The 20,554-nt window shown below is 37.6% G+C and carries 15 protein-coding genes; all 15 read left to right on the top strand.

Annotated elements, in window-relative coordinates; translation table 11 throughout:
- Entirely contained in the window at positions 1-330 is a 330-nt protein-coding gene (locus PLA12_09190) for a hypothetical protein (protein ID HOQ32673.1), read from the top strand.
- A gap of 12 nt (positions 331-342) precedes the next feature.
- Complete coding sequence (locus PLA12_09185; protein HOQ32672.1) at positions 343-846, top strand: hypothetical protein; 504 nt, start codon at positions 343-345, stop codon at positions 844-846.
- 4 nt (positions 847-850) lie between these two features.
- Complete coding sequence (flgL, locus tag PLA12_09180; protein ID HOQ32671.1) at positions 851-1,774, top strand: flagellar hook-associated protein FlgL; 924 nt, start codon at positions 851-853, stop codon at positions 1,772-1,774.
- Positions 1,775-1,907: 133 nt separating this feature from the next.
- Positions 1,908-2,915: a GHMP kinase gene (locus PLA12_09175; protein ID HOQ32670.1), complete on the top strand. Its 1,008-nt coding sequence runs from the start codon at positions 1,908-1,910 to the stop codon at positions 2,913-2,915.
- Between the two features lie 16 nt (positions 2,916-2,931).
- Complete coding sequence (rsmI, locus tag PLA12_09170; GenBank protein ID HOQ32669.1) at positions 2,932-3,639, top strand: 16S rRNA (cytidine(1402)-2'-O)-methyltransferase; 708 nt, start codon at positions 2,932-2,934, stop codon at positions 3,637-3,639.
- Positions 3,640-3,919: 280 nt separating this feature from the next.
- The gene (gene rpoB / locus PLA12_09165; protein HOQ32668.1) at positions 3,920-7,831 is read left to right on the top strand and encodes a DNA-directed RNA polymerase subunit beta; all 3,912 of its coding nucleotides are present in this window, start codon (positions 3,920-3,922) and stop codon (positions 7,829-7,831) included.
- Positions 7,824-11,948, top strand: coding sequence for a DNA-directed RNA polymerase subunit beta' (gene rpoC, locus PLA12_09160; GenBank protein HOQ32667.1), 4,125 nt, complete (start codon positions 7,824-7,826; stop codon positions 11,946-11,948). Before rpoB ends, rpoC begins: the two co-directional genes overlap by 8 nt.
- Before the next feature lie 116 nt (positions 11,949-12,064).
- Positions 12,065-12,223 carry a hypothetical protein gene (locus PLA12_09155; GenBank protein ID HOQ32666.1) on the top strand — a complete coding sequence of 53 codons (159 nt, stop codon included), beginning with the start codon at positions 12,065-12,067 and terminating at the stop codon, positions 12,221-12,223.
- A 31-nt stretch (positions 12,224-12,254) separates the two neighbouring features.
- A complete protein-coding gene (locus tag PLA12_09150) occupies positions 12,255-13,205 on the top strand; it encodes a peptidylprolyl isomerase (GenBank protein ID HOQ32665.1) in 951 nt (316 codons plus the stop codon).
- Between the two features lie 285 nt (positions 13,206-13,490).
- Positions 13,491-15,077, top strand: a complete 1,587-nt coding sequence (locus tag PLA12_09145; GenBank protein ID HOQ32664.1) for a hypothetical protein — start codon at positions 13,491-13,493, stop codon at positions 15,075-15,077.
- A gap of 123 nt (positions 15,078-15,200) precedes the next feature.
- Positions 15,201-17,123: a D-Ala-D-Ala carboxypeptidase family metallohydrolase gene (locus PLA12_09140; protein ID HOQ32663.1), complete on the top strand. Its 1,923-nt coding sequence runs from the start codon at positions 15,201-15,203 to the stop codon at positions 17,121-17,123.
- A gap of 27 nt (positions 17,124-17,150) precedes the next feature.
- Positions 17,151-18,323 (top strand): hypothetical protein, encoded by a 1,173-nt coding sequence (locus PLA12_09135; GenBank protein ID HOQ32662.1) that lies wholly within the window; start codon positions 17,151-17,153, stop codon positions 18,321-18,323.
- Positions 18,324-18,385: 62 nt separating this feature from the next.
- Positions 18,386-18,775 (top strand): D-Ala-D-Ala carboxypeptidase family metallohydrolase, encoded by a 390-nt coding sequence (locus PLA12_09130; protein HOQ32661.1) that lies wholly within the window; start codon positions 18,386-18,388, stop codon positions 18,773-18,775.
- Between the two features lie 35 nt (positions 18,776-18,810).
- Positions 18,811-19,935: a hypothetical protein gene (locus PLA12_09125; protein ID HOQ32660.1), complete on the top strand. Its 1,125-nt coding sequence runs from the start codon at positions 18,811-18,813 to the stop codon at positions 19,933-19,935.
- Positions 19,936-20,150: 215 nt separating this feature from the next.
- The coding region (locus tag PLA12_09120; protein ID HOQ32659.1) for a hypothetical protein at positions 20,151-20,554 on the top strand (404 nt) is incomplete at its 3' end.

Below are 20,554 nucleotides of genomic sequence, written 5' to 3'. Positions count from 1 at the left end.
ATGGTTCAATGGCTTACGGGATTAAGTGCAATTAATTCACTTGCAAAGACACTTATGGTGATAAAACAAAGGAAAGCAACAAAACCGCAAAGCAATTTTTCTGATGTATTAAAATCGGAAATAAAGATGAAAGAATTGTCTAAAGAAAAGGCAGAAAACCTTGTATCGTTATATGATACAAATCATGACCAAAAAATTTCTGTTCGGGAAAGTGGAATGACCATTCACGAATTCCAGCAGTGGGATGCGAATAAAGATGGGTATATAACCGCACAGGAAATACAAATGTTGTGGTCTCATCTCGGACCTTTTCAAGGGTTGAAGGATTAAAAGGATTGGGACATGAAGGAAATAGAAAGTTTGTGTGAATTATTAGAGGAGCAAGCGGAGCGACAGGAAACTTTAGTATCGGTTTGTGTAGCACAATTGCGAGCCGGTTTTGAAGGGAATATCAAATATTTCAACGAAAAAACTTCTGCAATGGATTATCTTGTAAAAGAAACAGCCCGTTTTGAGTTTATTCGTCAAGAATTGGTTGATAAAATATGTCGGAATTTAGGGATAAATTTGACGGATAAACGAATACGAGATATTGCGGAACAAGTAGGTGAACCATGGAGGTCGCAGATTATAGATTCATGTGACCGAATGAAAGTATCAGTGCTTTATTTAAAATCATGGCTTGGGAAAGCAGTGCCTTTTTATCGAGTTTCGCTGGAATCTGCAAAAAGCACCCTTAAAAAGATATATCCCGATTATGAAGAGCAAAATAATTCTTTCTATACAGATTCCAATTTCAAGAAAGCCGAAATAGTATTAACCCGCTTTGTTGATGATAGAGGATAAGTTTATGGGTATTATTCGTGTTACTTCTCGCATGCTTGTGGATAGAACCCTTACAGATTTGGCTTATCAAACACGACGGATATTAACCTTGCAGGAACAACTTTCTTCAGGACAGAGAGTAAACCGTCCTTCGGATGACCCTTTAAGTGCACGCAGGGCTATATCTGCTCAATCCATGATTACACAAAACGAACAGTATATAAAGAATATAACCACTATCCGTCCTTATTTAAATGAAACAGAAACTACTATAATGACAACCTTAGATATTGTTCAACGGGCACGAGAATTAGCCATACAAGGCAGAAACACAACCAATGCCCAATTACAGCGTGACCAGATTGCAACTGAGGTAAATCAATTAATAGAGGCTTTACTAAAAGAATCTAACCATCAAACGAATGGGAGATATATTTTTGGGGGAACAGCTACAAATTCTGCTCCGTTTCAGGAGACAAGAAATGCAAATGGAGAAATAGCATCGGTATCTTATACCGGGAATGATAATTATATTAGTGTTGAGATTATGGAAGGAACACAGGTTGTTACAAATCAAACCGGTAGAGAAGTGTTTTTGTCTACAGGGGCACAAAGTACGGATATTTTTCAGACTTTAATTTCACTTCGAGATGATTTGCGTTCAGCCAATTTCACCGGGATAGAACAACGAATTCAAGAAGCGAACTATGCTATTTCCCAACTTTCTTTAGCCTTGGCGAAGGTAGGAGCCGTTAGTAAGAGATTGGATACTACGGAAGAAAATCTGAGAACCGCTAACATTGAATTTCAGAGGGTTATATCCGATAGTATAGATGCGGATTTAGCCGAAGTGGTTGTCAATCTTAATACACAAACGAATGCATATCAAGCCGCACTTAACGCGGCATCCCGTGTTATCCAACCCAGTTTATTAGACTATTTGAGATGATATTTTTTATGTTTCGGCTATCCTGATTTAGGAAATCTTTTTCAGAATATTCTTTCCTATTTTTTTAGAGAGAACGAGAAATCTCAAATCCGTTATAATTTATCTTCAGTTCTTATCATTTAAGGAAAAGTTTATGGCAATAGAACATGTAGCATATTCTCGAGCAGGATTGGTAGGCAATCCTTCGGATGGTTATTATGGCAAGACAATAAGTGTAATTATTCGGGATTTTTATGCAAAGGTAAGTCTTTATGAAAGCCCCCAGTTGGAAATTATTCCAAGTTTCCAAGACCAATCAAAGTATGAATCTATTGAACATCTTACCGAAGATGTTCGTTTAAACGGGTATTATGGCGGCATTCGTTTGATGAAGGCGGGGATTTATAAGTTTTACAAATATTGTCAAGAACATAATATCCGACTTCCGCAAAAAAATTTTTCCATTCGCTATCGTTCCACTATTCCACGACGATTAGGATTAGCAGGTTCCAGTGCGTTGGTAACTGCTACGATGAAGTGTCTGATGGAATTTTATGAGGTGGAAATTCCAAAACCTATTCTTCCTAATCTTATATTAAGTGTAGAGACGGAGGAGTTAGGGATTTTTGCGGGTTTACAAGACCGTGTTATACAGGTTTATGAGGGGTGCGTATTTATGGATTTTAACAAAGATTTGATGGAAAAACAGGGACATGGATATTATGAGGAGATACCTGTATCGCTATTACCCAATTTGTTTATTGCTTATAGAAAAGAATTATCGGAAGGTTCGGAAGTATTTCATAACAATGTCCGACAACGATGGCTTGATGGAGACCCCGAAGTTCATCAGGCGATGTATGATTTTGCTGAGTATGCCCGTATAGCCCGGGATTTGTTATGGGCAGGAAAGGGAGAAGAAATAGGTATCTGGATGGATATGAATTTTGACCGTAGGAAATCAATTTATAACCTTGACCCACGTCAAGTTCGTTTAGTAGATGTTGCCCGTTCTGTGGGGGCTCATGCTCAATTTACAGGTTCGGGCGGGGCTATTGTGGGAATTTATAAAGATGATGCTATGTATGAGCAAATTGTGAAAGCATTACAAACAGAAAATGCTGTTGTATTAAAACCAAAAATTGAGCCGAACGAATCGTGAAAGTAAAAAATCTTTTATGGGTAAACTGTATATAATAGCCACACCTATAGGAAACATGGAGGATATAACCTATCGGGCTTTGAGAATGTTGCAAGAAGTAGAGTTGCTCCTTTGTGAAGATACCCGTGTTACGCGTAGGTTATATAGTCATTATAAAATACCCTTTCCACCTCGTGTATGGGCATGCTTTGAAGCACGAGAACCTAAAATTATTTCCAGTGTTCTTGAAGAACTATCCAGAGGGGTAAAGGTTGGCTTCTGTTCGGATGGGGGAATTCCATGTATTAGTGACCCGGGGTATAAATTGGTTCAATCGGCAATAGAGTCGGGACATGATGTTGAAGTAATACCGGGGGCAACGGCTGTTGAAACAGCACTTGTTTTGTCCGGTCTCCCTACATCTTCATATACATTCAAAGGCTTCCCTCCACGGAAAGAAGGACCTTTACATCGGTTTTTAGAACAGGAAAAAGACTTACCTCATACCTTGATTTTTTTTGAGTCTCCTTATCGTGTTCAGAAATTTTTAGAAAAAGCAATCAAAGTTTTAGGAGACCGTAAATGTGCCATATGTTTTGAAATGACCAAGAAATTTGAACGGGTATATCGAGGGTATCTATCAGAAGTTATGGAGCGATTGAAATCAGAAACTGTGAAAGGAGAGGTTACAATTGTTGTTGCGGGGAATCATCCCAAATTTTTTAATAAAGCACTTGAATTATAGAAAAATATTTTTGTAAAATATGCTATATAATTATATAACATAGAAACAGGAGAATAAAGATAGCACAAGAATAACAGAATTGACAAAATTAAGTTGGGGGTAAGGGGATTTGCATTTTGGCTTTAAAATTGCTATAATTATTCCTCTAAAATATAGACCTTATGATTTTGAAAATAAATATCGGTAAAATCATGAATTATCTTTACACCAGTAAGAATCAGAGTAGGTATAAGTGTCACTTCTCATAAATTTTCCGGAACCTTATATAAGGAGTTATTGAATGGCTGTGGCTCCCCGAACAGAACGCATTTCTTTATCCCGTGCACCTGAGGATTTATCTCATCTGCCCAACCTAATTGAAATTCAAACCAAATCGTTTGCCGATTTTTTACAATGGGAGGTGCCTCCCCGTGAACGGCAAAACAAAGGACTGCAAGCAGTTCTCAATGAATATTTTCCTATAGAATCGCCTAATGGTTTGACGAAATTAGAATTTGTTTCGTATAACATTATCCCTCCGAAATATACAATAGAGGAGTGTCAGAATTTAGGATTGACTTATAGTGGCACATTAAAAGCCACAATGAGACTTACGATATATGAAGAGTCCCTTAAAGGTGAAAAGGAAGAGAAACAGGTTCTTGAACAGGAAGTATTCATAGCCGAAGTTCCGTTAATGACGCCTACGGGAACATTTATTATTAATGGTGCAGAACGCGTTATTGTAAGCCAATTACATAAATCACCGGGGGTATCTTTTGAAAAGAAGCAACATCAGGGAGGAAAGTTCCTTTTATCTGCTCGAATTATTCCCTACCGTGGAGCATGGATAGAATTTGAATATGACATAAATGATACATTATGGGTTACCGTTGACCGACGGGTAAAAATGTTGGCGACGACATTTTTGAAGGCTTTGGGGCATGTTGAGCCGGATGAAATTTTGAAGATGTTTTATAGGGTAGACCGTGTTCAGATAAAACGCAGCAAAGCATGTATCTTTCATAAACAGAAGGTAAAGCGAGGTGGTAAAATAGTAGAGAAAGAGGTTGAGTCTCGTGTAGAGGTAAAGGCTCTGGTTGGTAGCTGGCTTGCTACAGATATAATAGACCCTGAAACCGGTGAAGTTATTGCCGATGCCTCATCCCAGATTACAACCGCTGTATTAAATGCCGTTCTTCGCTCTCCTATTCGTGAATTTTATATTCTTAACAAGCAAGATGTGTTGAGCGATATAAGTATTGCTCAAACGCTTAATATGGACCAGGCTCAAACGCAGGAAGAGGCACTTCGTGAAATTTATGTTCGTATGAGACCGGGAGACCCTACCAATGATGCTCAGTGTCGGAAGCATTTTGAAAGTCTATTTTTTGACCCGTCTCGTTATGATTTTGCCTCTGTAGGTAGGTATAAAATTAATAGAAAATTAGGGTTGCAAATATCACAGAAGCAGAGGACTTTAACAAAAGAAGATATTTTAGAAACCCTTAAATATTTAGTAAAATTACATCGGGGTGAAGGCACACTGGATGATATTGACCATTTAGGCAACCGCCGTGTAAGGACAGTTGGTGAACAATTAATGAATCAATTCCGTATTGGTCTGGCACGGATGGAAAAAACCATTCGTGAACGAATGAATTATCGTTCTGAAGACCAAGAATATACTCCACAGTCCCTTATCAATTCTAAACCGATGGGAATTGTGCTAAAAGACTTTTTTGGAAGAAGCCAGTTGTCCCATTTCATGGACCAAATCAATCCTTTATCGGAATTAACGCATAAACGGCGGTTAAGTGCATTAGGTCCGGGTGGATTAAATCGGGACCGTGCGGGTTTCGAGGTCCGCGATGTTCATCCAACCCATTATGGTCGCATTTGCCCGATAGAAACGCCTGAAGGACCGAATATTGGTTTGATGGCTTCAATGGCAACATACGCACGAATAAATGAATATGGTTTTCTTGAAACCCCCTATCGTAAGGTAGAAAATGGAAGAGTTACCAATGAGATTGTTTACCTGACTGCTTACGATGAAGATAATTATAAGATTGCTCAGGCAAATGAACCTCTGGATAATAAAGGCAAATTTAAGAATCATCTTGTGTTTTGCCGACATAAAGGGGATTTTCCAATGGTTCCACCGGAAGAGGTGGATTTTATGGATGTATCTCCAAAGCAAATTGTGAGTGCCGCTGCGGCATTGGTGCCATTTCTGGAACATGACGACGCAAACCGTGCTTTGATGGGTTCAAACATGCAACGGCAGGCAGTTCCTTTATTAAAAGCGGAACAACCTCTGGTTGGAACAGGTCTGGAAAAAATCTGTGCCAGAAATTCAGGAACGGCTGTTCGTGCAGAAAGGTCGGGAGTTGTCGAATATGCAGATAGCGAAATCATTCGTATTCGCATAGACAGCGCCAAGACAGATAATCCGTTTCGATTGGAAGAAGATGTATATCGTTTGAAGAAATATACGCGTTCCAATCAAAGTACCTGTATTAATCAAAAGCCTATTGTTAAGAAGGGTGATAAAGTAAATGCCGGGGATATAATTGCAGATGGACCGGGAATGTGTGATGGAGAAATGGCATTAGGTAGAAATGTGTTGGTTGCTTTCTTACCGTGGGAAGGTTATAACTTTGAGGACGCGGTTATCCTGAGTGAAGAATTGATTAAAGATGATGTTTTTACTTCCATTCAAGTTGAAGTTTTTGAAATTGAAGCACGCGATACCAAATTAGGACCGGAAGAAATTACCCCCGATATTCCCAATGAAGGGGAAGAGTCCTTAAAAAATCTTGATGAGAATGGGATTATCCATATTGGTTCAAAGGTAAAGCCGGGAGATATTCTTGTGGGTAAGGTGACGCCGAAAGGAGAACAAGAACTGGCTCCGGAAGAAAAATTGTTGATTGCAATATTTGGAGAAAAAGCGGAAGATGTTCGTAACGCTTCTTTATATGTTCCCCCAGGTACCGAAGGGGTTGTAGTAGATGTGAAAGTTTCCAGTCGTCGGAATAAAGCCATAGATAAGCAAACCAAAGCCCGAATTACCCGAGAAGCAGAACGCATTAAACAAGAGTATGCGGAACGGATAGAAAAGATTCGGAAGACCTTTGTGGATTTAGTTCGCGATGATATGTTGGGTCAAAAAATAACAGAAGATGTTTTTGATTATACAAAGAATGATTATGTGCTTGAAAAAGGTAAATCTGTAAGACCATCGCATTTGAGGGAGTTGGGATATTCTATATTAGGGCGATTGAAGATTGAGGATAAGAAAGTACAATCGTGGTTTACAAGATTAGTAAATCAGGCAGCATTGGAAGAGCAAAAATTATTATCATTTCGTGAGAAAGAATTAGAGCGGTTGAGAGAAGGAGACGAATTACCTCCGGGCGTAAATAAGGTTGTAAAAGTTTATATAGCAACCAAGCGAAAAATGTCCGTAGGCGATAAGATGGCTGGCCGCCATGGGAACAAAGGTGTTGTAGCGAAGATTGTTCCTGTGGAAGATATGCCTTTCTTACCGGATGGAACCCCTATCCAGATTATCTTAAATCCTCTTGGTGTGCCTTCCCGAATGAATGTAGGACAAATTTTAGAAACGCATTTGGGCTGGGCTTTGAAGGTGCTTGGATTGAAGGTAGCGGCCCCTGTATTTAATGGACCTAAGGAAGAGACCATCATAGATTATTTGAAAAAAGCAGGACTTCCAGCAAGTGGTAAGATAAAACTTCGCGATGGGAAAACAGGCGAAGAGTTTCATCATGAAACCTGTGTAGGTTATATCTACATGATGAAATTAAACCACATGGTAGATGATAAGATACATGCCCGTGCTATTGGACCTTATTCCTTAGTGACCCAACAGCCGTTAGGGGGTAAAGCCAATTCTGGTGGGCAACGATTTGGAGAAATGGAAGTCTGGGCGTTAGAGGCGTATGGTGCTGCCCATACTCTTCAAGAAATGCTTACGATAAAATCGGATGATATTCAAGGCAGAACCAAGATTTACGATGCTATTGTAAAAGGGAATTATGAAGTAGAACCCTCTGTTCCGGAATCTTTTAATGTGATAATCCGTGAAATGCAGAGTTTATGTCTGGATGTAATTAAACTTGCGAAAATTGAAACAGCAATAGATACAGAAGAAAAAGAAGACGAGGAGGATATATACCTTGGCTAAATATGTTCCTACCACATCAGACCGATTTGATGCACTTCAAATTCGGATTGCTTCTCCTGAAGAGATAATGAAATGGTCTAAGAGAGAAGTGAAGAAGCCCGAAACGCTAAACTATCGGACTTTTAAACCCGAGAAGGATGGTCTCTTCTGCGAGAAGATATTTGGTCCTACAAAGGACTGGGAATGTGGCTGTGGTAAGTATAAGAAAGTAAAGCATCGGGGTATTATTTGTGATAAGTGTGGTGTGGAGATTACCGAAGCCAAAGTGCGACGGGAACGAATGGGCTCTATTCGTCTTGCGGCCCCCGTTGCTCATATCTGGTTTTTTAAGAATAATCCGTCATGTATGGGCAACCTTTTAGATTTGCCGGTTCGTAGTCTGGAACGAGTTATATATTATGAAAGTTATATTGTAATAGACCCCGGGACAACTCGTTTGGAGAAGTTGCAAATTTTATCTGAAGATGATTATCAGGATGCAATAGAGGAATTTGGTTCAAATACCTTTAAAGCGAAGATGGGAGCGGAAGCGATAAAGGTTTTATTAGAAGAGATAAATCTGGATGTATTGGCGGCGGAACTACGGGAGCAGTTTGCCAACTCTACCTCCGCTCAAACACGAGCGAAAGCAATTAAGCGACTACAGATAGTTGAGGCGTTCCGCAAATCAGGGAATCAGCCATCATGGATGATTTTAGATGTTATTCCCGTTCTTCCACCGGATTTGAGGCCTTTAGTACCTTTGGATGGAGGACGGTATGCGACCAGTGATTTGAATGACCTTTATCGGCGTGTATTAAACCGCAATAACCGTCTTAAGAAGATTATGGAAATTCGCACCCCGGAAATTATTGTGCGGAATGAAAAGCGAATGCTTCAAGAAGCGGTGGATGCTCTATTTGATAATGGGCGACATGGTAGGGCGGTAGTAGGTACCAATTTGAGGCCTTTGAAATCTTTGAGTGATTTCATCAAAGGTAAACAGGGCAGATTCCGTCAGAATTTGTTGGGTAAACGCGTAGATTATTCCGGTCGAACGGTTATCGTTGTAGGTCCCGAGTTAAAACTAAATCAATGTGGTTTGCCTAAACGAATGGCGCTGACGCTGTTTGAACCGTTTGTAATTAGTCGTCTTCAGGAAAAGGGGATTGCCATTACAATTAAGGCGGCACGGAAAATGATACAACAGGGCCGCCCTGAAGTATGGGATGCGATAGAAGAAGTAATTAAGGACCATCCTGTGCTTCTTAACCGTGCCCCCACTCTGCACCGATTGGGAATACAAGCATTCCAGCCAATACTGATAGAAGGAAATGCCATTCGCATACATCCCTTGGTATGTAGGGCATATAATGCAGACTTTGATGGCGACCAGATGGCGGTGCATGTGCCTTTGACCCCGGCCGCTCAATTGGAGGCACATTTGTTAATGATGGGTTCTTCCAATATTTTCTCTCCGTCCGATGGTTCGCCTATTGTTACACCCAGTCAGGATATCGTTTTGGGTATTGCGTGGCTGTCCCGTTCTCGTCCCGGAGCCAAAGGCGAATGGAAAGAGGAATGGAAAACCAAGGATGGAGAGGTTCTCTGTAATGCGGGGAAGATATATCCGAATAAAGAGGCTGTTCTGTTAGCATACCACTTTGGGCATGTAGATATTCATGCGAGGATAAAAATTCATAATCAGGGGAAAATAGTAGATACGACAGTAGGAAGGGTTATTCTCTGGGATGGATTACCTCCTGAAATTCAGTTGGAAGATGTAAATATAGAACATAATCAATCTACAATTGGTAAGGTCATTGCAGAGTGTTACAAGAAATTTGGGCATCGTAAGACAGTAGAATTGTTGGATTGTTTGAAGAGCATCGGATTTAAATATGCGACGAAATCGGGACTTTCCATTGGTGTGGAAGATATGACAGTTCCATTGGAAAAAGAAAAGATATTAGCCCGTGCCCGCAAACAGGTTGAACATATTGAAGAGCAATACCAGCATGGTTTGATGACACAGAGAGAACGAACCAACAAGATTATTGAGGAGTGGAAACGGGCAACCGATGAGGTATCCGCAGCCATGTTATCTGCTCTAGAACAAAAAGAGCAGAGCTTTACGGGCTTATATCTGATGTTTGCTTCAAAAGCCCGAGGTAGTAAGGACCAGATTCGTCAGCTGGCAGGTATGCGTGGTGTGATGGCGAAACCTTCCGGTGATGTTATTGAAACTCCGATTACCTCCAATTTCAGGGAAGGTCTTAGTGTGCTGGAATATTTCATTTCTGCTCACGGTGCAAGAAAAGGTCTGGCAGATACGGCATTAAAGACGGCAGACGCAGGTTATCTAACCCGCCGACTGGTAGATGTGGCACAGGATGTAACTATCGAAGAGTATGATTGCGGAACGATGAATGGTGTATATGTGGAACCTTTAACTTCCGGTCCCGATATTATCACTCCCTTAGAGGAACGGATTGTAGGAAGGTATGCTATTGATGATATTATCATTCCGGGACATTCCAAGCCTATCGTTTACGCTAATGAAGAGATTACGGAAGAAAAAGCCAAGATAATAATGGAATCGGGTTTGCCGGGTGTGCATGTGCGTTCTATGCTTACCTGCCAGGCAAAAAGAGGTGTATGTGCCTTATGTTATGGTAGAAATCTTGCTACAGGTAGATTGGTGGAATTAGGCGAAGCCGTAGGTATTATTGCGGCACAAGCCATTGGTGAGCCCGGGACACAATTAACGATGAGAACTTTCCATATTGGAGGTGCGGCAAGTCTGCAGTTAGAAAGTCCCGAAGTCCGTATCCCTGAAAATGGGAAAGTTATCTTTAACAATATTAGATTCGATAAGAACCGTAAAGGGGAAACCGTTGTATTAAATCGTGGTGGAGAAATTCGTGTTCTCAATGATGATGGGAAAGAAATTATTCGCTTTGCCCCGGCTATGGGTTCTGTCTTATTCTGTGAAAATGAACAGAAATTGAAGAAGGGCTCTCTGCTGTATAAGTGGGACCCCTACAATCTGGTTATTGTTGCAGAACGCTCTGGTAAGGTTAAATTAGAAGGCGTTGTGGAAGGCGTTACCATGCAGGTGGAGATAAATCCGGAGACACGACTGGAAGAGCGTATTATTACCGAACATAAACATGATTTACATCCCCAGATTCTTATTGTAGGGGAACATAATGAAGTGTTAGCCTTTGCTCCCTTACCTCCTGAGACGCATTTAATGATAAAGGATGGAGATGAAGTAGAAGCAGGGGACATTCTTGCGAAGACCCCTCGTAAATTGGGTAAGACAAAAGATATTGTAGGTGGTTTGCCTCGTGTGGCAGAATTATTCGAAGCCCGTGTTCCCAAAAATCCTGCTATTATCAGTCATATAGATGGGATTGTTGAAATTGGCGGGTCTATCAAGGGTATGCGTAAGGTAAAGGTTGTCCCGAAGATTGGTAAAGAACGCGAATATACCATTCCGCCCGGAAAACATCTGTTCGTGCAACAAGGCGACCGTGTATATGCAGGACAACAACTAACCGACGGTCCCATTATTCTTGAAGATATTCTCGAAATCAAAGGAGAAGAAGCGGTTCGTAAATACATTCTGGACGAAATTCAAAGGGTGTATCGGGCCCAGGGTGTAAAAACCAATGATAAACATCTTGAAATTATTATTCGTCAGATGTTGCGCAAAGTGCATATTAAAGAGAACACAGGGGATTCGCCCTTCGTTGCTCATGAAATCGTTGACCGTTCTAAATTTGAAGAAGTTAACGAAAAGATTATTCGACGCGGTGGAAAACCCGCAGAGGCAGAACCTATATTGCAGGGGATAAGTAAATCCGCATTAAGCACAGAGAGTTTTATTGCGGCGGCATCTTTCCAGCATACAACCCGAGTTTTGACCGATGCGGCAATTCGCGGAAAACGTGATTATCTGCGTGGATTGAAAGAAAATGTAATCATAGGACATCTCATCCCAGCGGGGACAGGTAGTCGCTTCTATCAAAAATCGGAACCCGTTTTGGCAAGTATTTCTGAAAAAGAATTAGAAGAACATCTGGAAATACACACCGAAGAAAAACAAGACTATTCTGCTATTGAAGAATGATAATCGGAATAAGGTATAAACCATTAGAAAAAAAATAATAAAAATAGTATAATAGGGAAGATAAATATAACATTTATCTTCCCTGTTTTATTATAATCAACATAAAGGGTATTGAAATGAGACACATAAAACCTATTTCGGCGACAACAAAAGATTTAGACTGGGGATTAAATACCGGTCTTGGTGGTATTACAGTAATCATTCAGGCGATAATTGCATTATTAAATGCTATTGGTATGATAAAAGGAACAGGCTCGGAACAAACAAGCAGTTAAAAATAAAATAAAACTAAAAGAGGAGAAAGGTATGTCTATCGCATCAATTTTAACAATAGGACTCCTTGCCATAAATGGCGTATTGTTAGATGGGGTCGTTGCCACAGTAGATAACGAACCGATACTTATGAGTGACCTGCGAGAGGAAATAGCCCCCTTCCTTGCTGATTTGCAATCACAAGGTGCATCCGCACAGCAAATCCAGCAGGAGATGGAAAAAGCCCTTCAAAAGGCATTAGACCGTTATATCGAAAGACTTCTCCTCTATCGTAAAGCAGTGAACGAAGGATTACAGGTAGACGAAAAAGAAATTGATGAGCGTGTTAATAAAATAAAAAAACGCTACGGTTCCCCGGAAGAATTCAATCGGCTGTTGGCAGAAAGCGGAGAGATGATAAGCGAATTCCGCGAACGAATAAAACAACAACTTATCGCCCTATCCTATGCTTTGAAAAAAAGAAAAGAGTTTGAAAAAGAAATTACCATATCAGAACCTGATATAGCCAAATACTACAACGAACATATCGAAGAATTTCAAAATCCGCAACGCACCAAAGTCCGCCGAATTTTTCTTTCCGCTCCGAAAGAAGCCGAAGAACGAGCCAAAGTAAAAGAACGCATTTTAGAAATATTTGACCGACTGAAACAAGGTGCAGACTTCGGTTCCACAGCCGAAAACGAATCACAGGGTCCCGAAGCCGATAAGGCGGGACTTATTGGCTGGGTATCCCATGGGGACTTAGTTCCCGAATTGGAACAGGTAATCGAAAAATTATCTGTGGGAGAAATCAGTGAACCTATCGAAACCGAATGGGGATTCCACATCCTGAAAGTAGAAGAAAGACAAGGAAACGATAAACTATCCTACGAACAGGCAAGGATAATTATTGAACCCAAACTCAAAGAACAATACATCAACGAACGCTATCAAAAATGGCTCAATGAAATCAAAAAAGGAGCCAACATCCGCATTTTTCTATAAACATTTCATTGATATTTTAAAAAAAATAGAATTACCCAGCGAAAGACTTCTACCTTTAATTACAAATAATAAGTAATAAACTACGATTTTACAATTTAGAACGAATGATAAATGGGAGTGATTATTACTATTTAATAATTTGGGAACAAAAAGATAGGGGAAAAGCATAAATATAATAAGAGTAAGATAATTTAAAATTTTTTAAAAAATTTTACTTGACAAATGCTTTTTTTTTTACAATATACTTTATAGAGTTTGGACAAACTTATAAAAAGGAGAACAACTATGATTAAAGCATCTTTCCCCAAAACACATTCCATAATTATAGCTATCTTGTTCGTGTCTGTCGTCTTGTCTGGTTATGCAGTGGACAACAGTTTTTTACAAACAGTTAAAGAAACGGAGTTGTCTGCCTATACAGATATTAACAATGGAAAAGCAAGAGACGCTCTTCAAAAAATTTTTGAACTGTTTCGTTCTGCACCTGAAAATGATATAAAAAGTGCCGAAGTACTTTTAGAACCCCTTCATCTCTATTGTTTTATCGTCAACAAATTTTATCAGCCAGAAACTCTTATAAAGCAGCAATTAGGACAAACAAAAATAGTTCAGGAAGACCAGTACCCTTCTGATAAATTATTGGTAGGAATAGCGTTTCTATATCGTCGTGATGTGGCTTCTCTACTATCTGCAGGAAATCGTTATAGTTCATTATTAAGCGATTCGTCTCTGGATGGAAATCAGACCTTAAAGTTCTTAGCAGATACAATCCATGCTTTTGCTACCGTGTCGGAAGAGAATCTTCAATACAATCCCCAAGGGTTCGCTTCCAGTTTATTAGATGTGAATAAAAAGTTAGTAAATTCATTGTTTTTGTCAAAATACCCTGATTCTTTATCTGTGCAATTCTTATTACAGGATTTAGTAAACCGTAGTATCAATACAGTTATTTCCAGATATAAAAATAGTGACCCTAAAATACTTGTGCAGACATATATAGATAATCCAAACCAATTAGACCTACTAAGAGGTGTGGTCGAAGCAGGGGTAACCGCTGACAATCTAAATCTACTCCGCGGGATTGCAAAAATAAGGAGTGTGCTTCTCTCCATGAATCTCTACGATATAAATGAACAAACTATCCAGAAATGGGCTGAAATGCTCAAGGAAGAAGAAGACTCTAATACTCGATATACTCTTATTACTTTTCTAAAGTGTGGAATGATACAGAATGAAAATTCCCGGGAAATAGTTAAAACCGCTCTTCTAAATGCCAGTTTGAAAAAAGAAATCACCCCGGATGTGCTATATGCAAAGTTTACTTTGTTAGACCTTGCTACGGAAAATTATTGGGTGAAAGAAGCGGAGAAATGTTTGTCTGACATTTTGCAATTAGATGTTTTGCCCCCTCTACCCGGATTAATGAGTGTATATGAAAAACAATTAAACTTAATTGACAAAGGAATAAAATTTTTCGTTAAACTGGGATATTACGATATTGCAAAAAGAGCGTTGGAAATCCAATCAGGAAAATTTTTACAAACAAACTATAATCTGGGAATAAAAGCGAATCTCACAAAATTAGAAAATTATCCTTTCGAGTATAGTTTAGAAGTAATTAGCACTACTACTCCTTATATACGAACAGGAACATTAAGTGGAGATATTTTTAATGACCCGATAAATCAGGAACTTCGTCGGAAGTATTACGATGAAATTATTCATAAAACACCGGATACAAAAATAAAAAATTATCTTACCAATCATGACATAACCCAACCCATTAAATACAACATTGACTACGGTGCAGTTAACAATAATACTATCCAAACAATGATAAATGAAATAACAGCACAACAAGCAAGACAGTAAAATAAGGAGGATATGCTATGAATAAAGAATTAAGGAGTTACTTTTCTAAATTTATCTATCTATCTATCTATCATTATTACTATAGTCCTTTTAGTTTCAGGCTGTCCCTGTAAAGAATGTGATGTGCACTATCCATTGACAACAAGTGTAAATTGCGGTTTAAACTGTGAAGATACTCCAGGATATGTAGTCGTGACTCAAGGTGGTGATACTTTTGTTAAAGGTGAAGTAGTAGAAGTAAAATATGTAAATATTGATCCAAATTATGAATTTGCATATTGGTCGGCATACCCTCCGGATATTTTGTTAACAAATTTATCTTTAGATATTGGATATGTTCAAATAAAAGATGGTCCACAACATGTAACTGCCCATGTTGGAAAGAAAAAAGTTAATCTTACGGTTGAATGTGATATAAATCCTTTTTTACTATGGGGCAATAGATTAAATGTTCCTGGAAACGCAAAAAATATACAAACCACAATAATAAATGGAGAACCTATTCCCTGGCGTTATGAAGTTGAATACGATAGAGGGGATATAGCCAATGTATCTGTTTTGCCTGCATCAAACTTCATTATTGATTGGCATGGTTCTTCTGTTTGCATAGGTCGTAGATATATGGAAAATCCTGTCCAATTATTAATGGTAGATGACATATATATTAAGCCAGTAGCGATTCCTGTGGAAAATTACAATTGGGATTACCACGAAATGTTATTAAGTATATATGGAGGAGACGGTATTTATTTCAACTCAGGATGCCCTAACCTATGTTCTTATTTTGACCCAGATGCCTCTTGTAATTTAGGATTTTATCTAAATAACTATGCCCGCTCTTATGGAAAATTTACTTTTGCTGTTGTTCCCGGTGATGACAAATCTCTTGCTCTCTGGTATTGTACCAGTGATAACCTTTTTGCTACTTCTATCATTGCCTCTGCTAACTTTAGATATACTCAAAATCAAGACCATAGTGCCACTGCCCTTTTGGTTAATAAAGTATACTTAAACCTTCCCATTCCTCAAGGTGAGATATATTTTGATCATCAGAATTGTCAACGAATTGATGAAGGAGGAACAGCATATATAATAGAACCTGGTATTATTTATCCTCCGACAGACATTGGACCTTCCCAGGGTTGGAACCCTGTTCCATATACACCACAATGTAATATCTTATCTCCTATCGAAACTTTTTCCCCATGTTCTGAATGTAATAGAGTAGTATTGCATGCATCACCTTGCCAAGGAGCAGTGTTCAATTATTGGGAGGTATCTGCAGATGGTCAAGTATGGAAAAAGGTTGAATCGTATAATGATAATTTAACTTTATTCATGAATATTCATGGACCCTTTGATCCCGTAAATGAACCGAATAATATTCATATTCCTGCGGGTTGCACTCAGTTTTTTGTTCGACCTGTTTTTCGTTTGTATTGCGGATATGGTTATGAGTGTGTTGGTTGTATGGATGCTCCCGATGGTAGAGATATAGTTATAGATATGTATAATAATCCAGATGTTACGAATAATAATCAAATGTATACCGAGAATATACCAACCTGCTGTGATTTCGTAACAAACGATCCCAATAGTCCTTTATGCTATACAAAGGAAGCATTATTACCCTTTAACAAACTCGAATGCGATCATGGAAATCTCCCTTATCCTCATACCGGCTGGGCTATAGAAAAAGGTGTTGCAGATTGCTATGCGGCTGTAAACCAAGCATACGATCAACAATACGGTGGAACAGTCAATGTAACAAGTGTTTACCGTTGTCCTAAAAATAACACGGCTGCGAATGGTGCCAGAACAAGCAAACATCTTTCCGGTAAAGCCTTTGACTATGACCAACTAAGTTCGTTAGGAAACTGGAGAGTAGGAAAAATTGCTTACGAAATAAATAAAAATTATGAAATTTTGTTATACACAAATGATGGTAGAAAAAGTATTCAACAGTATGTTAACCCTGAAACCGGCCAATTACCGGACTTTCCTCCATCAAATATTGAAATATATCATGGACATGTCGGAACTTAGGAATTCAACATTTTATGGAGAATAAATATGATAAAGTATCTTCTGGCGTTTCACAAGAAAATATTAATCTATTTGATGTTACTTCACTTAACACTTTTATTATTTCCCCATGGAAGTATTGATGCAGAGACTATAGGAGATGAAAAAGTAGATTGGGAGAGGTACTATAGTTTAACGAAAGCAAACAAATTACCTTTATTGAGTGATAATGAAGAGGAGGAAATATTAAATAAAGTTAATGAAATTTTGAGGGAGAAAAAATCCTTACTCTTAGCAATGGAATACATAATAAGTAGATTGGGAACAGGAGATTCGATATACTTGGGATATGGAAACCAAAGAATAAAGGACAAATTAGTTGAGTTGTTTAAGATAAGAGTTCAGTGTAAATTAAAAAAAGAGATAAGTGATAATTTTATAGAAAAAGCTAAGAAAAGAGAAGATATAAGTGAGCATGAAAAACAAAGGATAATAGAAGAATGGTCAAGAACTTGTAAAGAGAAATCAAAAAGATATTTAGATTATTTAATCTCAAAGGATGGAGATTTATGTACAGAGTGTTATCTACATGATAAAGAGGAGGAGAAAATATTGTCCCCTCCATCTGATATGGAAAGAAATGCGTACTCCGAGTTTCTTGAAGGTTATTACGTTAAAATCGAAAGTTTTTATTCAATAGCAATTAGCACTTTCTCAGAGGGGATTTATGATTATATCTGGGAAACACCCCAGGGTGGAGTTATGTTGGCTTATATCCGAGCCTATTATATCGCCAAGGTATGTCCGGAAAAGTTTTTAGAAGATATTTCAACTGGTTATATAGATAGTAACTTTGCATGGATTCACCGACAAAAAGGTGGATATCTTACTTTTGAAGATTCATTTAAAGTCTTTAATTTAATAATCAAGTACAATAAAGAATTTTTAGACAAGAATGAAAAAATGATCAAATCTGTCATATCAAAGAACTTTAAGTCCCTCCTAGGATATATGGAAGGATTAAAGATATATGAGCAGATAGGTAAAAAAGAAGATATAGAAACATTGAAAAAATGGCTCGAAGAAATACCAAAAGATTCTCCGAGGCAAGAAGTAATTAACCAAGATTTATATAAGGAGAAAAATACGGTATATAAAAAAACATTAGAAGAATTCCAACTGAAAGTAAACGCATTAATAGACCGTTTATCCAAGGAATAAATAAACCGATTGGTAGAGACAGGATGTATATTTATGTTTCTCCTAAGGGTAACATAAGAAAGATGAATCGTAATATTTTAAGAGATAATAATGAGTGGAATACAATAAATGAGAAAGTTTCAGGTATAGTAATAAAAGAAACATACAAAAAACTCTGTGTTTACCGTTGTCCTAAAAATAACACGGCTGCGAATGGTGCCAGAACAAGCAAGCATCTTTCCGGTAAAGCCTTTGACTATGACCAACTAAGTTCATTAGAAAACTGGAGAGTAGCACGTTGTGCATTTATATGCAACGGCAATTGGGAGATTTTACTTTATTATCAACAAGGTAGTGAAGAAGAAAGCATCGCATTCAAAAATATTTTTATACCACCTTTAAAACCAGGCGATATACCACCTGAAAATCCACCTAATGATTGGATATATACGCATGGCCATGTGGGGATATAGTAATCCATAACTGAAACAGAGAAGGATTTAAAAATATGTCTTCAAAAAGAATGATCAGTATATGTAAGATATTATTATATGTAACATTTTTAATAGGTCTATTAGTGCAAGTTGAGGGCGGAAGGTCAGATATAATAGAGTTAGGTGATGACAAGGTAGATTGGGAAAAGATTTATAACCTTGTCAAGGAAAATAAACTTCCAATGTTGAGTGAAGAGGAAGAAAAGAAGATATTAGATGATGTTGAGAAAATTCTTACAGAGAAAAAGTCTATATATGGAGCTATTAAATATCTTTGTCAGAAGATAGGAGAAAATAAGGGTAGATACATAATATATGGTAATCCAAGAATAAAAGAATTAGCAGTAAAATTGATGAAAATGAAGATCCAATGCAAATTAAAAAAATGGGTATTAAAACAAGAAGAAAAAAGTCAAGAGGAATATATAAAACAGATAATTGAAATTGCAAAAGGGTTATGGAATAGATTGATATCAATAGATGGGGATTTATGTACTGAATGCTATCTTAATGACGAGGAAGAGAAAAAGGAATTAACTCCTCCACCTGGTATGGAAAGAGAGTTTGAACCAGAAAACTATTATTGGACAATAGGGTCGTTTTTTTCAATAGTTTTAAGTACTTTTCCTGAAAATATCTATGATTATTTGTGGAGATGGGATAGTAGCAGTTCTTGCTTGTTCCCAGAATATACTCGTGCCATAGTTATAGCAAAGAATTACCCGGATCATTTCATAAAAGAGGTAAATATAAATGGAAAAATTGATGGTAATATTTATAGCGATAAAGGGGGCTATATGTGTTTAGATGAGTTCTTTCAGATAATAGAAACAATTATTAATCATAATAAAGAATATACCAGTGCAAATAAAAAAGAAATAAAATCTGCAGTTCAAAAATGTTTATTTCCAAGTTTAGGATATTGTGAACTTACTTTGAAAGTTTATGAACAAATAGGAGAAAAAGAGGATATAGAAATTATTAAGAAAATAGGAGAAATAGTAATGTCAAAATATACAGAGAAACATATACAAGAATTGAAGGAATTTGATGAAAAGAGAAAAAATGAAATTTTAGACAGAGTAAAAAAATTCCAAGACAGGGTAAATGTATTAATTGATAAAATATCTCGACAATAAATAGATAAATTGGCGGTGGGTAGGTGTGCTTTTCTGGCAGGGTGTTGCAGTCAATTAAAAGTATATAATGGAATTACGTATGTATCTTTTACTCAAGATATGGCTAATAGTGAGACAAATTCTGAAGGAAAATATTGGTGGGAATTATTCCCATTTAAACATATTCATATAGAGGTTAATTAGATAAAAATTAATTATCAGAAAGGGAAAAAATTATGTTATACCGAAATAGCGGGTTGTTTGTATATATTTTTGTTGTGTTCAATTTATTCTTTCTCTATTTTCCGACCCAAAGTTACTCATTCGACCCCGAGAATGTGGCTGATTGTGTGAATGTGTACAAGAAATTATTATCTGCTAATAAATTACCCTTATTAGATAGTGAAAAAGAAGAAGAGATAATAGAGAAGTCAAACGAAATATTCAAAACTAAGAAGTCGTGGTATTTATCTTCAAAGTATTTGTATGAAGAGGTAACAAATCCAGACCAAGGTTATCCGGTGTATGGGAATCAGAAGATAAAGGACAAATTGATTCAACTATTAAAGATGAAAATTCAATGCAGGTTAAAGGAACTATTATACAAAGAGGAAAAAAGAGAACAAATTAAAGTATCTCT

Source organism: Candidatus Hydrogenedens sp. (genome assembly GCA_035378955.1).
Classification (GTDB): Bacteria; Hydrogenedentota; Hydrogenedentia; order Hydrogenedentales; family Hydrogenedentaceae; genus Hydrogenedens.
The sequence above is the reverse complement of the archived record's forward strand: the minus strand, read 5'-3'. Positions and strand labels throughout refer to the sequence as shown.

Coding starts and splice junctions, on each gene's coding strand:
- PLA12_09130 (HOQ32661.1), top strand. CDS start 18,386: ATGAATCGTAATATTTTAAGAGATAATAATGAGTGGAATACAATAAAT.
- rpoB (HOQ32668.1), top strand. CDS start 3,920: ATGGCTGTGGCTCCCCGAACAGAACGCATTTCTTTATCCCGTGCACCT.
- PLA12_09185 (HOQ32672.1), top strand. CDS start 343: ATGAAGGAAATAGAAAGTTTGTGTGAATTATTAGAGGAGCAAGCGGAG.
- PLA12_09190 (HOQ32673.1), top strand. CDS start 1: ATGGTTCAATGGCTTACGGGATTAAGTGCAATTAATTCACTTGCAAAG.
- flgL (HOQ32671.1), top strand. CDS start 851: ATGGGTATTATTCGTGTTACTTCTCGCATGCTTGTGGATAGAACCCTT.
- PLA12_09175 (HOQ32670.1), top strand. CDS start 1,908: ATGGCAATAGAACATGTAGCATATTCTCGAGCAGGATTGGTAGGCAAT.
- PLA12_09155 (HOQ32666.1), top strand. CDS start 12,065: ATGAGACACATAAAACCTATTTCGGCGACAACAAAAGATTTAGACTGG.
- PLA12_09150 (HOQ32665.1), top strand. CDS start 12,255: ATGTCTATCGCATCAATTTTAACAATAGGACTCCTTGCCATAAATGGC.
- PLA12_09125 (HOQ32660.1), top strand. CDS start 18,811: ATGTCTTCAAAAAGAATGATCAGTATATGTAAGATATTATTATATGTA.
- PLA12_09145 (HOQ32664.1), top strand. CDS start 13,491: ATGATTAAAGCATCTTTCCCCAAAACACATTCCATAATTATAGCTATC.
- rsmI (HOQ32669.1), top strand. CDS start 2,932: ATGGGTAAACTGTATATAATAGCCACACCTATAGGAAACATGGAGGAT.
- PLA12_09135 (HOQ32662.1), top strand. CDS start 17,151: ATGATAAAGTATCTTCTGGCGTTTCACAAGAAAATATTAATCTATTTG.